We start from the raw sequence: 16,428 nt of genomic DNA, 5'->3' as shown, positions 1-16,428 counted from the left end.
CCTACCAAGCCCTGCCGCTTCGCGTCTTGGTCCTGACCCGGTAAAGCGAACGGGTCGCGGTGATGAACAGCTCCGACAGGTCCGCGCCGCCGAATTCCACATTCGTCACCATCTCGGGCACCGGCACATGGTCCACCGGCGCACCGTCCGGCCCGTAGACATGGACACCGTCGCCCCCGGCAACCCAGAGCCGCCCCTCGATATCGACGCGCATACCATCAGGCACACCCACAGGCATCACCGCGAAATCGCGCAGGCCCGACAGGCTCCAGTCGGGGGCTACATCCATTGCCAGCACCTTGTGATGTATCTCGGAACTGTCGGAGACATACAGGATTTTCTCATCTGGCGAGAGACAGAGTCCGTTCGGCCGGTAAATCTCCGTCATCAGAGGCTGCGGCCGGTCGGTGCGGTCGGTGACGCGGAACACCCAGGCCCCGTCCAGCTCCTGCGCCTGCTGATAGCCGTGCAGAGTGCCGTCCAGATGGCGCACGCCAAAGGGCGGATCGGTAAACAGGATCGTCCCGTCCGAGGCGCAGATCACGTCGTTGGTGGAGTTCAGGACATGCGGCCCGTAGCCCGAGGCGAGGACGCGGCGCTTGAAATCGCGGGTCGACCGCGCTGTCAGGCTGCGGGTGGTGTGTTCGCAGCAGAGGATTTCGTCATGTCGCGACAGGGCCAGGCCAATCGCGAAATGGGCATTCCCGATCAGCGTTTCCGCACGATTGTCCCCGGGGTGCCATATCTGAATGGTGTTGCCGGGGATATCGGTGAACAAAAGTGCGCCGAGCCCGGGGATCCAGCAAGGCCCCTCGGTGAAGCCGAACCCGGTGGCCAGTTGCTCCACGTCACCCGTCCACAGTCTCATTCCGGGACCTCCCTGCCGCCACGTGCCCACCGGTCGATCAGAACCACGGCAATGACCAGCACGCCCTTGATCACCTGTTGGGTGTTGAAATCGATATTCAGGATTGCGAGCCCGTTGTTGAGGATGCCGATAAGCGCAACGCCCAGCATCGTGCGCGGCATCGAGCCCGCGCCGCCGCCCAGACGTGTGCCGCCGATCACCGCGGCGGCAATGGCATCGAATTCAAGGCCGATTGCCCCATCTGCGCGCGCATTGCCGATCCGCGCGATCAGGATCATCCCCACCAGCCCCATCAGCGCGCCCGTCAGGGTAAAGATCGCCAGCCGCAGCCGCGCCACCGGCAGGCCCAGCATGCCCGCGCTTTCCGCGTCTCCGCCAAGCGCGTAGATATTCGCGCCGAACCGGGTGCGGGCCAGAAGCCACCACATCAGCAACGCCACGGCCAGCAGCCACCAGAAGGCCGCGCGGTTGCCGGCGAAGACCCCGGTCGCAAACAGCTGGCGGAACCATTCCGCATCGAACAGGATCGTCCGGCCACCGGTCAGCGTCAGCGCCACGCCCTGCGCGATGAAGAAGCTGACCAGCGTCGCGATGAAGGAGGGGATGGCGACATAGACGACCAGAAGCCCGTTCAGAAGCCCGAAGCCCGCACCCACGGCCAGGCCGATCGGGAGGGCCCAGATCCCGTACCCCTCGGCGAGCGCGATGGCTGTCACCACCGCCGCCGCAGAGGCAACCGCCCCGACGCTGAGGTCGATCTCGCCGGCCAGGATCACGAATGTCATCGCGGCGGCGGCGATGCCAAGGATGGCGACCTGCCGCCCGATTCCGATCAGGTTGGCCGGGTCGCGAAAGGCCGGGCTGAGCAGCATCAGCGCCGCCAGCACCACAAGCAGCGCCGCGGCCAGCCCGTAATCGGCCATCTGCCGGCGCGCCGGCTTCATGACCGCGCCCCCGAGGCGAGACGTTCCAGCACAACTGCCAGAAGGATGATCATGCCCTTGACCACATATTGCAGGTCGATATTCACGTTCATCAGCACCATGCCATTGTTCAGAACCGCGATCAGTGCCGCCCCCATCAACGTGCGCAGGAGTGATGCACGGCCGCCGAAAAGGCTGGCGCCTCCGATGATCACGGCGGCGATGGCATCCAGTGTCAGGGCGGGGACCGACGCGGGCGCGCCGCTGCCGAGCCGGGCCGCCGACAGCACCGCGGCCATCGCCACCAGCCCGCCCATGATGGCGAAGACCATGATTTTGCGGCGGCGAACGGGCACACCCGACAGCCGCGCCGCGTCGGCATTCGCGCCGACGGCGAAAAGCTCCCGCCCGGCCACGGTCCGGTCGAGAAAGGCCAGGCAGGCGATGAAGGTGACGGCCACGATCAACAACGGGACCGGCAGGCCAAGGGCGCGGGCATCATAGAAAAGAACCAGAAACGGCTCGCTCATGATCGCGATGGAGATCGCGCCGGTGAAGACATAGGCCAGCCCCGTGGCGATGGCCATCACACCAAGAGTGACGATGAAGGAGGGGATATCGCCCAGCACCGTGAGCGCGCCGTTGAGCGCGCCGATAAGTATGCCCAGAGCGAGAACGGCCGCCACCGCCAGCGGCCATCCCGCGCCCGCCTCCATGATCTGCGCCAGGATCACCGCAAGCAGCGAGACGACCGCACCGACGCTGAGGTCGATCTCTCCGAGAAGGATCACCATCGTCATGCCGAAGGCCACCAGCATCAATGTGGCGCTGTCCGTCACGAGGCGTTCGAAATTGCGCAGATTGAGGAAGTATTCGCTGGACAGGGCGAAGAAGACGATCACCCCCAAAAGTCCGGCATAGGGCAGAAGATCGCGGATCAGCCGTGCCAGACCCGGGCCGCGCACGCCTGGGGCTGCCCGCGTCATGCGGCCGTCTCCGCGGCTTCGGTGAAGGAGAGGTCCAGCAGGCTTTCCTCGGTCGCGGTTTCCGCCGGCAGGATGCCGGCCACACGCCCCTGCGCCATGACCGCGATCCGGTCGGAGATCTGGAGCAATTCCGGCAGTTCCGAGGAAATCGCCAGAATCGCGGCGCCATCGGTGGCAAGCTGCCGGATCAACGCGTAGATCTCCGCCTTGGCGCCCACATCCACACCACGGGTCGGCTCATCCAGCAAGATGACGCGCGGAGCCGTCGCCAGCCATTTCGCCAGCGCCACTTTCTGCTGGTTGCCGCCCGAAAGCGTGTCGACCGCCACGCCCGGGCCGGCAGCCCTGACGCCCAAGCGCTCCATCCAGTCGCGCGCGAAACCGGCGATGCGGTTCGGGCCAATCACCCCGAGCGGGGCCAGTCGCCGGAGACTGGGCAAGGCGATGTTGTCGGCCACTGAAAGCGGCAGCACCAGCCCCAGGCGTTTGCGATCCTCCGAGGCATAGGCCACGCCCCGGGCCAAGGCCTCGCCAATACCCGCCGGGGCGTAGGGCTTGCCGAAAAGCGTCATCCCGCCGCTGTCGGGCCGGTCTATTCCGGCGATCAGGCGGGCCAGTTCGGTTCGTCCCGCCCCCATGAGCCCAGCCATGCCCAGAACCTCACCCGCCTTCAGCGACAGGCTGGCGCCGCGCACCGCCGTGCCCCGCGCCAGCCGCTCGACCTCAAGGACCACGGGCAGATCGTCGTCCGCCGTGCCGTGCCGGTCTTCGGCCACGTCGCGACCGACCATCGCGCGGATCAACGCGGTGCGGTCCAGATCGGCCGTGGCCCCGCTCAGCACATAGCGCCCGTCGCGCAGAACTGTGATCCGGTCGGACAGGGCGAACACCTCGGACATGCGGTGGGTGATGTAGATGATGCCTACGCCACGCTCCGAAAGACGACGCACCAGAGAGAACAAAAGCTCCTCCTCGGCGCGGCCGAGCGAGGAGGTCGGCTCGTCAAGGATCAGAACCCGGGGGATCTGCGCAGAGGCCCGGGCGATCTCCACCATCTGGCGCTGCCCGGTGGACAGCCGCCCGGCGGGCGCGGTGGCCTCCAGCGGGATGCCCAGATCGTCAAGTATGCGCTGCGCCGCGCGGATCAGGGCCCCGCGGTCCAGCCACAACCCACCCGCCCGCACAGGTTCGCGCCCGATCATCAGGTTTTCCGCGACGCTGCGATTGGGCAGCACGGTCAATTCCTGAAACACCGTATGGATGCCCGCGGCCTTGGCCGATGCGGGGCCGGAGAGGCGGACCGCGCGCCCGTCGATCCTGATCTCTCCGGCATCCGGCTGGAACAGCCCGGAGGCGATCTTCATCAATGTGGACTTGCCCGCACCGTTTTCACCCATGAGGGCATGAACCTCGCCCGCGGCAAGGGCGAACCGCGCATCGTCAAGCGCCAGAACGCCGGGAAACCGCTTGGTGATATGGGACAGTTCAAGAAGCACGCGGGGGACCTTCCGCCAGCCGGGCACGCGGGGCGATGTCCCGGGGGGCGGCGCCCCCCGAAACGCTGGCCGGTGTCACTCCGCCCAAGGTGGGGTGACACCGGGATACTGGATCGCCCACATCTCGGCGTAGTTTTCAGCTGTGACCAGCAGATTGGGGGTGATGATCTCCTCGCACAGTTCGGCCCCTAGGATCGACTGCGCCAGACCTTCGATTGCCGCGCGCCCCTGAAGGGCGGCCTGCTGGCCCGACAGAGCCACGATATTGGTATCGCCGGAATGAAGCTCCATGTATCCGGGCACCTCGGAATCGTAACCCGCGATGAGGATATCCCGCCCCGATTGCTCGACCGCTTCGGTCGCGGCGTTTACCGCAAGGCTCCAGGTTGCGACGATGCCCGCGAGATCCGGATTGGCCTGGATCACATTGGCGGCCAGTTCCAGCAACCGGTCCTGGCTGAAATCGGATTGCAGCGAAATGATCTGCCCGCCCGAGGCGCCGACCGCATCTAGCACACCCTTTTCCCGGTCGCGGATCGTTTGCAGTGCAAAGGGGATGCCCAGTATCGCGATCTGTGCGTTCGGTACACCGATTTCGGCCATCAGGGCCGCCGTTGCGTCATAGCTTCCCTGATAGCTGGCGGCATTCATCACGCTGATCACATCGCCGCGCGCCGGCGCGCCGCCGACGATGAAGACGGCGATGCCGGCCTGATTGGCGCGGCGGACGGCCTGCCCGATGGAGCCCGCATCGACGGCGGTCAGAAAGATCCCGTCGACCCCGCGCTGAACCAGCGCATCGAATTGCGAAAGCTGGGTGTTGGCATCGAAATCGGCATTGTTGACAATCAGCTCGACGCCAATCTCCGCGGCATAGGTTTCGGCGCCGGCCACCAGCGTGCGGCTGAAATCATCCGAGATGTTGTTTGTCAGAAAACCGAAGGTCAGATCGCGCGCCGCGATCTCGGCGGCCTGCGCGTCGGTCAGGTTCAGAGCTTCGGCTGTGCCGAGGCAACTCTCCTGCGCAATGGCGCTTGTGGCCGTCATCAGTGAGGTCGCGGCAGCAAAAGCTGCCACCAACCGCCAGGCGAACCTTATCGAAACTGTCATTTTGTCCCTCCCTTGCCGTTCATGGGCCCAGCAAACGACGATTCGCGGATTCAAGCAATACAAACGTTTGTATTAGAGAGTTGATACGCTATGCGTAATCGCGTGTGTTTGAGGCATACGCAGGGTCCGGGATCGCAACGCGGTTGCGCGCGAGACTTCGGCAGGGCCCCGGGACGTATCGGTTGCCTCTGCCGAGGAAGATCGGCGCTCATATGGTTGGCGCGCAGTATGCCTCATATGTGTCATGGAGCCGGAGCGGCAGCGGGATCGGAACCTGGACATCATCTCTGCCGGCCCTCGCGAGACACGGGCGGCTGCGGGGCAGGGGCCGCGATCCTGATACATGAGGCCCGGTTTCCATGATGCCTCCGGCACCGGAACATGACCGATTGCGAAAGGATGGAGCAGCCAAACCGGACCTTGGATAAGGGTGTCGATTCGCGCTGAGCGGTGATTTTGACGCTTCGCTTCGCTTCAATACCTGTTTCGTCCCTGTAACATTTTTGGAACGATCCAGAAAATGGCCCCGAAAACCTGTCTAAAGGGACAGGTTTTTCATTGTTTCTATCCACTGAACAGGCTGTCCGAATACCATTTCTCGGCAGGATTACCGCCCCTCTAATGCTCGGAATGAAAGGCTTAATACTTTGTTAATCATATATTTATATGAGTTTACCTTAACGGAAAGGCCGGTGAAGATGACCCTCTTCCGTGCCTCGTGTCCCAACCTGTCGTATAAGTGTCGGATTCGTGACTTCACAAATCTCTTCGATTTGATATTGCATAGCTATGCAGCAGTTGCCGTGGCAGTGCGCCCGACACCGCAAAGCAGTTGGAAACACTTTCCATCGTGAAAAGAAACTTCGGTTTCATGTCGCTCTCCCGGCGGGTGGTCGGGCAGGACGATTGGCAACCGAACCAAGAGGGAAGATCGCCCGCGTATCTGGGTGAGTATCGAGTGAACGAGGTCGTCATGCCGAACAGTAATTCAGTAGCGAGTTTTGAGCAGGTCCGCGCCGTCAAGGATGCAGATCATCGTGTGCCACAAGAGCTGATAGCTTCGAATACCCCTGTCATCCAACCCTGCCGCGTTTCGCAGGTCGATGAGACGCTGCCGTGCTTCACGCCCGGTACCGTCATCGCGACGCTGCGTGGTGAAGTCTCTGTCGAAGAGCTTCGGGTTGGTGACAGGGCTATTACCCGCGACAACGGCCTGCAGGAGATTTGCTGGACGGGTGCGAAGCAGATCGACGGGCGCACGCTTTTGTCCGTTCCCAAGCTACAGCCGGTAATGATCCACCAAGGGGCTCTGGGCAACGGTTTGCCCGCGCGCGATATGATGGTCAGCCCCAATCACCGGGTCTTGTGCCATAGCACACGCGCGGCGATGCATTTCGGCGATCACGAAGTACTTGCGGCAGCGAAGGATCTGATCGATGTCGTTCCGGGTGTTCAGCGCGTTACCGCTGCCCGCGCAACCTATATCCACTTCATGTTCGCGCAGCATGAGGTCGTGCTGTCGAACGGGGCCTGGACCGAGAGCTTCCAGCCCAATGAGCGGACCCTCCACGGTATCGAAGCGGAACAGCGGGCCGAGATCTTCGCGCTGTTTCCCGAACTGGCCGAGACCAAAGGCCGCGACGCCTATGGCGCGGCGCGCCAAACCCTGAATTCCGACGAAGCCAGACTGCTCTCCGACTGATTTGCCGGATCGGCCGGTTCGCACCATCCGGCCCCCGCGCCTCACCCGTCGGGTCGCCGGAGCGGGTGGCCTGCCGCATATCGCAAGCCCCGTCAAAAAGAAGGGTGCCGAACCCGAAGGTCCGGCACCCGACCGTCGCGAGGCGACAGGGAGAAAGCCTCGGCTCAGTTCAACGTGGCGTTGAACAGATACACCTTTTCATCCGGACGCGGGGTCCAGTCGATCCGGTTGCTGACGCCGTAGAAATCCGGCTGGAAGTAGAGATGCAGCCACGGGCCGTCATCATAGAAGACCTGCAACATCTCATCGACGATGGTGCGCACTTCCTCTTCGCTTTCCGCAGCCGCGATATCGGCCCACCGGTCGAACCAGCGCGGATCGTCCCAATGGGTGTAGTTGGTGCCTGCATCGACAGTGGCCAGATCGGTCATGTCGTAGAGCGGGCTCCAGAGCGCGCCGCCCGAGCCGATGAAGTAGAGCGGCCCTGCATTGCGTTCGCGGATCAGCGGAATGTAGACGCTGGACCATTCCATGATGTCGAGTTCCACGTCGAGCCCGACATCGGACAGGTACTGCGCGATGGCCTGAACCACATTGGCGTCGTTCAGATAGCGGCCCTGGCCGGCCTGGAAGCGGATCGAGAAGCGTGTGCCGTCATCCCCGCGGGGCCAGCCTGCCTCGTCCAGAAGCCGCTCGGCGGTTTCGGGATCGTAGGGGTAGGGCTCGATATTCGGGTTGGCATTCGGCGGGTTGACGATGCCGGTCATCCGCTCGCATTCGAAGTTGAGCAACTGGCGGCAGATCGTTGGAACGTCCACGGCATATTGCAGCGCGCGGCGCACGGCAGGGTCCTGAATGGCATCGCCGCCCGGTTCCTGGGCCATCGTGTCGCTAAGGTTGAACCCGACATACATCCGCCGCGTGCCCTGGATCGGGTTGACCTCGGCCACGCCGCTGGCATTGATCACCTCCATCTGGTCCGGAGCCACATTGGTGATGATGTCCACATTGCCTGCCATCAGCTCGGCAGAGCGAGTGGAAGCCTCGGGGATGATCCGCCAGATGATGTTCTGGAAGCCGACATCCGCGCCTTCCACGGCCTCAAGCACCACTTCGGAGCCGCGGCGCCATTCCGCAAGGCGGTAGGGGCCCGATCCGATGGGGTTGCCCGATGCCTCATCAAGGCTCATCGCCTCGTAGCTGTCCATGCAGTGAATGAAGACCTCTGCGATCAGACCAAAGGCGATCGGGTTGGGCGCGCCAAGATTGATCTGCACCCGCAGGTCATCCAGCGCTTCGGCGCTCTGGAAGTCGATAGAGCTGAAGACGAAACCGGGCGTGTTGCCGGTGAAGGCGTTTTCCGGGTCCGCGGCGCGGTTGAAGGAATAGGCCGCGTCCTCGGCCGTCAGCGCTTCGCCGTCATGGCAGGTCAGGCCTTCGTTGAGCGTGTAGACATAGCCCATGCCGTCCTCTGAAATCTCCAGAGTGTTCGCAAGCTCGGGACGGGCCACCCCGTCACCGCCCATGGTGAAGAGCGTGCCGAAGATATGGCGGGCAATGTTGGAATTGTCGCGCGACGCAATCGCGGACGGATCGAGCGTGTTGATATCCGCGCTGAGCCCCACGACGATCGTATCGTCGGCGGGTTGCGCAAACGCCCCCGTTGTCAGCGCAAGGCTTGCAGCGCCGGCTGCAAGCAGATGGTGTAGTCTTGGCATTGGCTTTCCTTTCACCTGTTGGATGGTTGGCGACGGACCGGGGCTCGTCTTCGTGTTCTCGTTGGGTCCGTCCGGGTCTGTTGGAAACCGCAACCATCCGAGGCGGGACGCGCCATATGTCGGGGTTGCGGGTGTCAAAGGTCTTGCGCGATGGTCGCCGGATCGAAGGCGGCCAGAATGCGTGTGTGGTCAGAGATCAGCTTGACGGCACGATCCGCATCGCCATCGGCCAGCGCCTGTACGATGGGCGGGTGGTTGCCGGCAACTTCGGTCAGATTGTGTTCGTCGCGATTGCGCAGCGCCATGATCTGGTGGATGCGCAGATAGAGGTTTTTCCAGGACGCCAGCAGCAGATCATGATCGGCCAGCATGATCAGAGCGTGGTGAAACGCCTCGTCGGCGGCCACGAGCGCCTCGAAATCGTCGGCCTCGGCTGCCTCCGTCATCGCATCGCAATGTTCGCGCAGCAGATCAAGCGGCGCGCCGTTTTCCAGGATCCGGCGCACGGCCATCACCTCGAACACCTCGCGCAGGGAATAGGTTTCTGCCACTTCGCGCGCGGTCAGCGGTTTCACCCGCTTGCCCTTGTAGGCGATGGTTTCGACCAGCCCGTCATTTTCCAGAATCTGGATCGCTTCGCGGATCGGCGCGCGGGAGACATTCATTTGCTCGGCCAGCGCGGTTTCCACCAGCCCGGTTCCGGGCCGCAACCTCCCGCTGAGGATGGCGCTGCGCAGCCGGTCGGCCACCTGAACGCGCAAGGGCACGTTTTCGATCGGGGCGATATCGGGCGGCATCGGAGCGGCAAGCATCGGTTTCGTGGTCATTACATCAGTCCTCCAGGGCAATCGTTATCTGCCTGACGGGCCGCCGCACCTGGCTGTTGGCGGGCAAGAAGTCCGACAGGAAGGTGGCGACACTTAAAGGAGGGAGACCTCGGACTGGCAACAGCAATCGGCAAGGCGCAAGTCGATTGGATACAACCAGTGGCATTTGTCTCATGAAATACGCCCGACTGCGCTGTTGTGTAATGTCGACAATCCATAAGTGGACAATGCGGCACGTAGGAAAGCCTTGTCAAGCATTCATGGTGGCCGCGTTGCAGAGGGCCGGTGGGGCAGGCGGGCAAGACCGCGATCAGGTCGTGTGGATGCAGGCGCTTGTGTGTCCGTCGCCGACGGGTTTCAGCTCCGGCACGATCTTCGCGCAGTCCGCGGTTGCAATCGGGCATCGGGTGCGGAACACGCAGCCCGAGGGCGGATTGATCGGGCTGGGAATATCCCCTTTCAGAACCATGCGCTTGCGCCGTCTGCCCGGTTCGGGGATCGGCACCGCCGAGAGCAGCGCCTTGGTATAAGGGTGGTTCGGCCGGGCATAGAGATCTGCCGCCGAGGCGATTTCCATAACCCGGCCCAGATACATCACGATCACCCGGTCGCAGATATGTTCGACTACGCCCAGATCATGGGCGATGAACAGCATCGTCAGATCCAGATCGTTTTTCAGATCCTCCAGCAGGTTGATAACCTGCGCCTGAATGGATACGTCCAGCGCCGAGACCGGCTCGTCGGCGACGATGAACTCCGGCTCGACGGCAAGTGCGCGGGCGATGCCGATCCGTTGCCGCTGGCCGCCGGAGAATTCATGCGGAAACCGGGCCAGATGGTCGCGTGACAGCCCGACCTTTTCCAGCAGCGTCGCGGCGCGGTCTTCATGCTCCGACGGGTCGCCGATCTTGTGCAGGCGCAGCGGATGGGTCAGCACCTCGCGCACTTTTTCGCGTGGGTTGAGGCTGGCATAGGGATCCTGAAAGATGATCTGCATCCGCTTGCGATAGCTTCGCATGTCGGCGGCGTTCAGACCCATCACATCGGTGCCGCCGAAGCGGACGGTGCCACCGGTGGCCTGCTCCAGCCGCAGGATCGTGCGCCCGACGGTTGTCTTGCCTGATCCGCTTTCGCCGACAAGCCCCACGACCTCGCCCGGATTGATGCCGAAGGAGATGTCATCCACCGCCTTCACATTGTTGACCACGCGCTGCAACACCCCGCCATGGATCGGGAAGTATTTGCGCAGCTTGTCGACCTCGAGCAGGGGGGCGGTCATGAGGCCTGCCTTTCGTTCAGGTCAAGCTCGCGCCAGCGGGCGCAGCGGATCATATGGCTTTCGCTCGCCTTCTCCAGTTGGGGGGCGGCCCCTTTGCAGATATCGGTCGCGAAAGCGCAGCGCGGGTGGAACCGGCAGCCAGCCGGCAGGCTGGTCAGGGCAGGCACGGTGCCCGGAATCGCCTGAAGCCGTTGCTTGTTGATCGAGGAGCCGAGCCGGGGGATCGAGTTCATAAGCCCCGCGGTGTAGGGCATGCGGGGATTGCGGAAGATGTCTTCCACACCGGCGGTTTCGACGACCTGGGCCGCGTACATCACCACCACGCGGTCCGCGACCTCGGCAACGACGCCCAGATCGTGCGTGATGAAGATGATCGCCATGCCCAGCTTTTGCTGCAGGTCGTGCATCAGTTCCAGCATCTGCGCCTGAATCGTGACATCCAGCGCGGTGGTGGGCTCGTCGGCGATCAGGATGCGCGGCTCGCAGGAGAGCGCCATGGCGATCATCGCGCGCTGGCGCATGCCGCCCGACATTTCATGCGGGTAATTGTCGACCCGGCGCGCAGGCTCGGGTATGCCGACGAGTTCCAGCATCTCGATCGCGCGGGTGCGGGCCTTGGATTTCGAGAGGTTTTCATGCCGGATGACCATCTCCGCGATCTGCTGGCCGACCGTATGCACCGGGTTCAGGCTGGTCATCGGCTCCTGGAAGATCATCCCGATCTCCTTGCCGCGGATTTCCCGCATCTCGGCATCGCTGAGTTGCGTGATCTCGCGGCCGGCAAGCTTGATACTGCCGCCCGATACGCGCCCGACATCCTTGGGCAGCAGCCCCATGATCGACAGGCTGGTGACCGATTTGCCCGAGCCGCTTTCGCCCACGATGGCGAGTGTCTGGCCGGCATGGACATCGAAGCTGACCCCGTCGACGGCGCAGATCGACAGCGTCTTGGTCAGATCGAAGGTGGTCTGCAAATCGCGTACCTCCAGAAGCGGCGGCTCCTGAGATGGCGGGGTTTCCTCATGCTGCACCGGTAACGCTCCCCTGCAACGCGGCCGTGACGGCGCCTCCTGGTTCCGCGACGCGACGCAGACGGTCATACAGATGCATTATTTGCGGCCTTTTTCATCGTTTGTGCCCCCTGATCATACACGCGCGATCTATCGCGCGGGCCCGGTTCCGTTTCTCGATTTGGGTGCTTGACGCAATCGGGTCCGCATGATTTGGTTGTTCTACTGTCGACAATCTAAAATCTACCTTGGGAGAACAATGAATTGATTGTCAAGCATCCCGAGGCGGTGTCGCCGGAAAAGACGGAGGGTGGGCAATGTACGGACCCGCATCGTGCAGGATCGGTGATCGATTGGGCAAGGTCTGTTTCGGAATCGGCCGTCAAACCGGCCGCCCGGCGCCCTGGCGAACTTGATCTGATAGAGGGCGCGGCCTGATGTGGACATTCCTGATACGGCGTCTGATGCAGAGCATTGTCGTGCTGATCGGCGTCACGTTGATCAGCTTCATTTCGTTGCAGATCGGCGGGGATCCGACCTATCTGTTCGTGTCTGAAAACGCGAGCGCCGAGGAGATCCAGCGCGCGCGGGAGGCTCTGGGCTTCGATAAGCCGCTGCATATCCAGTATCTCAGCTATGTCTGGAACGCGCTGCAGGGCGATTTCGGCAATTCGCTCAGCTATCGCCAGCCGGCGATGGATGTGGTGCTGGAGGCGATGCCGGCCACGATCGAGCTGACATTCTTCTCGCTGGTTCTTGCGATCGGGCTCTCGATACCGCTTGGCATCTATGCGGCTCTGAACCGGGGCAAGCCCGCCGATGGCGGCATCATGACATTCGCGATGCTGGGTCAGTCGATCCCGAATTTCTGGATGGGAATCATGATGATCCTGTTCTTCGGCCTCTATCTGCGCTGGTTCCCGATATCCGGCCATGTCCCGTTTCTGGAACCGCTCTTCGAGGGCGATTTCGCCACCGCCTTCAGCAATCTGCCCCGTTCAATGTACTACATGATCATGCCGGCCTTCGCGGTTGGCACCTATACGCTGGCGCGAAACGCCCGCCTTATCCGGTCGTCGATGCTGGAGGTTCTGCAACAGGATTACGTCCGCACCGCCCGTTCCAAGGGGATCTCGGAGCGCCGGGTCGTGATCCATCACGCGATGCGCAACGCCTGGCTGCCGGTCGTCACGATGATCGGGCTGGAGTTCGGCTTTCTGCTTGGCGGCGTGGTGGTGGTGGAAACGGTGTTTTCCTATCCCGGCATCGGTCGTCTGGTCTTCAACGCGATCAACCAGCGCGACATTCCGGTGGTTCAGGCCTCGGTCATCCTGCTGGCGGCGATTTTCATTCTGCTGAACCTGATCGTCGATCTGATCTATGCGCGTCTCGATCCGCGCGTGAAGCTCTAGGGGCACGCGACATGGCCGATACGACACCCACTCCCAGCTCCGCATCCACCACCCAGGCCGTCGGGGGCATGGCCTCCTCCTACCGCCGCAGGGAACTGCGCAGGGCCTTCGAAAGCATGCTGACCAGCCGGTGGGCGCTGGTCGGTTTGCTGATCCTGCTGATCGTGACCTTCGTGGCGATCTTCGGCCCGTGGCTGGCCCCGTTCGACCCCAACAGACAGAATATCATGATGCGCCTGCTGGAACCCGGCCAGCCCGGCGCCGGAGAACTGACCTACTGGCTCGGCTCCGACCAGTTGGGCCGCGATGTGCTCTCCCGGCTGCTTTACGGCGCGCGGGTTTCGTTGCTGGTGGGCGTGGCCGCGATAGCCGTGGGCGGTACGCTCGGCACGATTGCCGGTCTTGTATCGGGCTATTTCGGGGGCTGGGTCGACGATGTGATCATGCGGCTTGGCGATATCCAGCTGGCCTTTCCCTTCATCCTTCTGGCGATCATGTTCCTTGTGGTGCTGGGCCCCGGGCTGGTGAACATCATCCTGGTTCTGGGGATCGGACAGTGGATCACCTATGCCCGGATCGTCCGCGCGCAGACACTCAGCCTGCGGGAAAAGGAATATGTCGAGGCCGCGCGCGCCATGGGCGACAGCACATTCTCGATCCTCTTCCGGACGATCCTGCCCAATATCATCGCGCCCCTGACGGTGATCGCGTCGTTCAACGTGGCCGGCGTGATCCTGTCGGAAGCCGCACTCTCCTTCCTCGGCCTGGGTGTGCCGCCGGATGTGCCGACATGGGGTTCGATGCTGTCGGAAAGCCGCGATCACCTGTTGTCGAACAAATGGTGGCTGGCGGTGTTCCCGGGTCTTGCCATCGTGTTCACAGTGCTGGCCTTCAACATCATCGGCGACTGGCTGCGCGATTTCCTCGACCCGCGGCTCAAGGAGAACGGGTAGGGGCTGCGCTCCGGAGATCTGAAGTCGGCGTCGGGGCGACGGCGAGTGGAAGGTCCGCAAAGAGCCCATTTAGACCGATGCTGCACGATGCACGAGCGTCCGCTTCCGCGAAACTCGCTCGGATGGCGATCGGGCGTTACAAATGATTCTAGACCCGCCGATCAGAGTGTTCCGGAACGTCAAAATGGCTCTAAAGCAAAGCGTTGATCGTTCCATCAAATCGTTCTGTTGGTCTGCTCTCGGATAACTTGACCTCCTACCCAACCGAGATAACATGTCTTTCAAATCATTTCAGACGTTTCTTGGAAACGTGGGAGGCCTTAAATGATTGAGCACATAAAAGCTCTATCGGTTTCTGTCGGCGTAGTCTTTAGCGCTGCTACTGTAGCAACAGCTCAGAGTATATTTTCCGCTGCCACCCAAGAAACAACGTTTTCCAGTACGGGCAGTCAGTCTCTTACGTTGGAACACGGTGAGGTCGCACTGATTGTCGCTGTTGGCGGCGGCGGCGGCGGTGGGCATGCCACCCGTTATCATGATCGCGTTAGAGTAGGCGGCGGCGGCGCTTCGGGTGAAATTGAACTCTACACGATCAGCACGGAAGAAAGCGAAGCCAGATTCAATATTGATGTCGAAATTGGAGTCGGGGGTCGCGGTGGTGGACGTATCTTGTGCGAGCTGCGTGGCACGGACTGGGGAGGGGAAGCCGGAGCCGGGGAAAACGGTTCACCCACTGTGGTCACAATTTCAACCGCATCCGAGAATACGGATGTGGTAACGGTCGAAGCCAATGGTGGACGCGGTGGTGGTACGCCGTTCAATAGCTCCACTTGTTGGGGCGGTGACTGTGAAAACGGGGCAGGTTTCATTCTACAGTCCAAGCCCTTAGGCGGCTTAGCTCAATCTACCGGGGTTTCTGGCTCTGATGGTATCGCAAATGCTGAAATTATTCGAGGAACCACTATAATTGCAGGAGTCAGTGGGGGCGAACTACCAATAGGATTTGGATCGGGAGGGGATAGCGGTACTTATGATGCAACACGCGGAGTAGTTACAAACCCACCCGGTTCTGGTTATGCGCCATACGACAATCGGGATTGGTGTGATGGGTCACAGACATTTTTTGGCCGTCACGGATCAGATGGGGGAGTTATAATATACGTGTTCAATGGTATCGACGCCGAAAGACTAATCGCTGAGGCAACCTATGAATTGATACACGAGCAAAACTCCTCTGAAGAGCAAGCAATAGAGTTCTTGGAGAACCCCACCTACCTTTACAATAACGAGTTATTTTTCAATCCCCTAAGCCAATCAGAACAGCAGGAAGTCGCTGAAGCGTTTCAGAGCAGTAAAACTACAGAGGCATGGGGTCTCCTTTCGAGCAGCTACGCAAATGCTACGGGGACAGTTGGACCTGATTTGACCAGCCTCCGAGAACCCGAGGTATCAGAAGCCGGAGTAGGAGCGCTATTAGCGAACCCAACAGTCCAACGCCTACTTTGGTCCGCGACAATTTGGATGATAAACCAGAGTCATGTTCATCAGCAGCAATCTGGCCTGAACCCTGATTTTGCCGGTGTATCAACGCAAGAGTTGAACGAAAGTCTAGCAGCGCTGGCGCAGGCCCACTCTGCAGTGGCATATGGTGTCGAGCATCTTGGCGGTCGAAATCCTCATAACATCCTGCTGCTTGACGACTTGGAGGACAGAATTGAGATTTTGGTCCGTGAAATTCGAGTGCGTGCTGAACGCGAAATTGAGGCGCACGGGAACTACATGGAGTCTCAGCGAGGTCTCGGCGGAGCACCCGTCTTCGATGGGTTGAGTCCAGAAGAGCTGCAAAGAAGGGCAAGCAGAATAGACAATAGAATGATGATGGAAAACCTTGGTGGTGGGAGCACTTGTGTCACTGCAAGCACGCGCTCGTGCGACATGGGTCTTCCCGGAACCTGCATCATCCATCAGCAGAGGATCTGTTACTGACCCGTCAGGATAGCTATCGCTAAACCCGATTTGCAAAAAGCAGACCTTTGGCAAAGACGGTCGAGCTGCCGCTTCGTCCCGCGATCCAGACCTCTCAAAGCCAGGGTTGCTCACGGCCTGCACCGCGCCATCCTGCTGCACGACCCAAGGGGCTGGAA

The 16,428-nt window shown here is 61.7% G+C and carries 13 protein-coding genes; 4 read left to right on the top strand and 9 right to left on the bottom strand.

The features are described 5' to 3' along the window. Position 1: 1 nt before the first annotated feature. The 5 genes from D9R08_RS09415 to D9R08_RS09395 form a co-directional block, all read right to left on the bottom strand. Positions 2-868 (bottom strand): SMP-30/gluconolactonase/LRE family protein, encoded by an 867-nt coding sequence (locus D9R08_RS09415; RefSeq protein WP_121897800.1) that lies wholly within the window; start codon positions 866-868, stop codon positions 2-4. Then, the gene (locus tag D9R08_RS09410) at positions 865-1,812 is read right to left on the bottom strand and encodes an ABC transporter permease (protein ID WP_121897799.1); all 948 of its coding nucleotides are present in this window, start codon (positions 1,810-1,812) and stop codon (positions 865-867) included. Before D9R08_RS09410 ends, D9R08_RS09415 begins: the two co-directional genes overlap by 4 nt. Then, on the bottom strand, positions 1,809-2,777 hold the full coding sequence (locus D9R08_RS09405) for an ABC transporter permease (protein WP_121897798.1): 969 nt from the start codon (positions 2,775-2,777) through the stop codon (positions 1,809-1,811). The genes D9R08_RS09410 and D9R08_RS09405 overlap by 4 nt, the downstream gene beginning before the upstream one ends. Next, positions 2,774-4,273, bottom strand: coding sequence for a sugar ABC transporter ATP-binding protein (locus D9R08_RS09400; protein ID WP_121897989.1), 1,500 nt, complete (start codon positions 4,271-4,273; stop codon positions 2,774-2,776). Before D9R08_RS09400 ends, D9R08_RS09405 begins: the two co-directional genes overlap by 4 nt. 75 nt (positions 4,274-4,348) lie before the next feature. Further along, the gene (locus D9R08_RS09395) at positions 4,349-5,383 is read right to left on the bottom strand and encodes a sugar ABC transporter substrate-binding protein (protein ID WP_121897797.1); all 1,035 of its coding nucleotides are present in this window, start codon (positions 5,381-5,383) and stop codon (positions 4,349-4,351) included. A gap of 832 nt (positions 5,384-6,215) precedes the next feature. On the opposite strand from D9R08_RS09395, the gene D9R08_RS09390 reads away from it, so the two are divergent. Further along, positions 6,216-7,085, top strand: a complete 870-nt coding sequence (locus D9R08_RS09390) for a Hint domain-containing protein (RefSeq protein ID WP_233557389.1) — start codon at positions 6,216-6,218, stop codon at positions 7,083-7,085. Between the two features lie 164 nt (positions 7,086-7,249). Here D9R08_RS09390 and D9R08_RS09385 read toward each other — a convergent pair whose 3' ends face one another. From D9R08_RS09385 to D9R08_RS09370, 4 genes are all read right to left on the bottom strand, one after another. Beyond that, positions 7,250-8,803, bottom strand: coding sequence for an ABC transporter substrate-binding protein (locus tag D9R08_RS09385; protein ID WP_121897796.1), 1,554 nt, complete (start codon positions 8,801-8,803; stop codon positions 7,250-7,252). A gap of 134 nt (positions 8,804-8,937) precedes the next feature. Continuing rightward, positions 8,938-9,630 carry a GntR family transcriptional regulator gene (locus D9R08_RS09380; protein WP_121897795.1) on the bottom strand — a complete coding sequence of 231 codons (693 nt, stop codon included), beginning with the start codon at positions 9,628-9,630 and terminating at the stop codon, positions 8,938-8,940. A 310-nt stretch (positions 9,631-9,940) separates the two neighbouring features. Beyond that, positions 9,941-10,909: an ABC transporter ATP-binding protein gene (locus D9R08_RS09375; RefSeq protein ID WP_121897794.1), complete on the bottom strand. Its 969-nt coding sequence runs from the start codon at positions 10,907-10,909 to the stop codon at positions 9,941-9,943. Continuing rightward, positions 10,906-11,940, bottom strand: coding sequence for an ABC transporter ATP-binding protein (locus D9R08_RS09370; RefSeq protein ID WP_233557388.1), 1,035 nt, complete (start codon positions 11,938-11,940; stop codon positions 10,906-10,908). Before D9R08_RS09370 ends, D9R08_RS09375 begins: the two co-directional genes overlap by 4 nt. 416 nt (positions 11,941-12,356) lie before the next feature. Between D9R08_RS09370 and D9R08_RS09365 the strand changes: the two genes are divergently transcribed. The 3 genes from D9R08_RS09365 (at position 12,357) to D9R08_RS18895 (ending at position 16,270) form a co-directional block, all read left to right on the top strand. Next, complete coding sequence (locus tag D9R08_RS09365) at positions 12,357-13,331, top strand: ABC transporter permease (RefSeq protein ID WP_121897792.1); 975 nt, start codon at positions 12,357-12,359, stop codon at positions 13,329-13,331. Between the two features lie 11 nt (positions 13,332-13,342). Then, positions 13,343-14,284, top strand: coding sequence for an ABC transporter permease (locus D9R08_RS09360; RefSeq protein ID WP_121897791.1), 942 nt, complete (start codon positions 13,343-13,345; stop codon positions 14,282-14,284). Between the two features lie 324 nt (positions 14,285-14,608). Beyond that, the gene (locus D9R08_RS18895; RefSeq protein ID WP_147450648.1) at positions 14,609-16,270 is read left to right on the top strand and encodes a glycine-rich domain-containing protein; all 1,662 of its coding nucleotides are present in this window, start codon (positions 14,609-14,611) and stop codon (positions 16,268-16,270) included. Positions 16,271-16,428 lie beyond the last annotated feature (158 nt).

Origin of the sequence: Rhodophyticola porphyridii, from assembly GCF_003688285.1 — a bacterium.
In the GTDB taxonomy this organism is placed as follows: Bacteria; Pseudomonadota; Alphaproteobacteria; order Rhodobacterales; family Rhodobacteraceae; genus Rhodophyticola; species Rhodophyticola porphyridii.
Note: the sequence above shows the minus strand (reverse complement) of the source record. Positions and strands in the feature narration are given on the sequence as shown.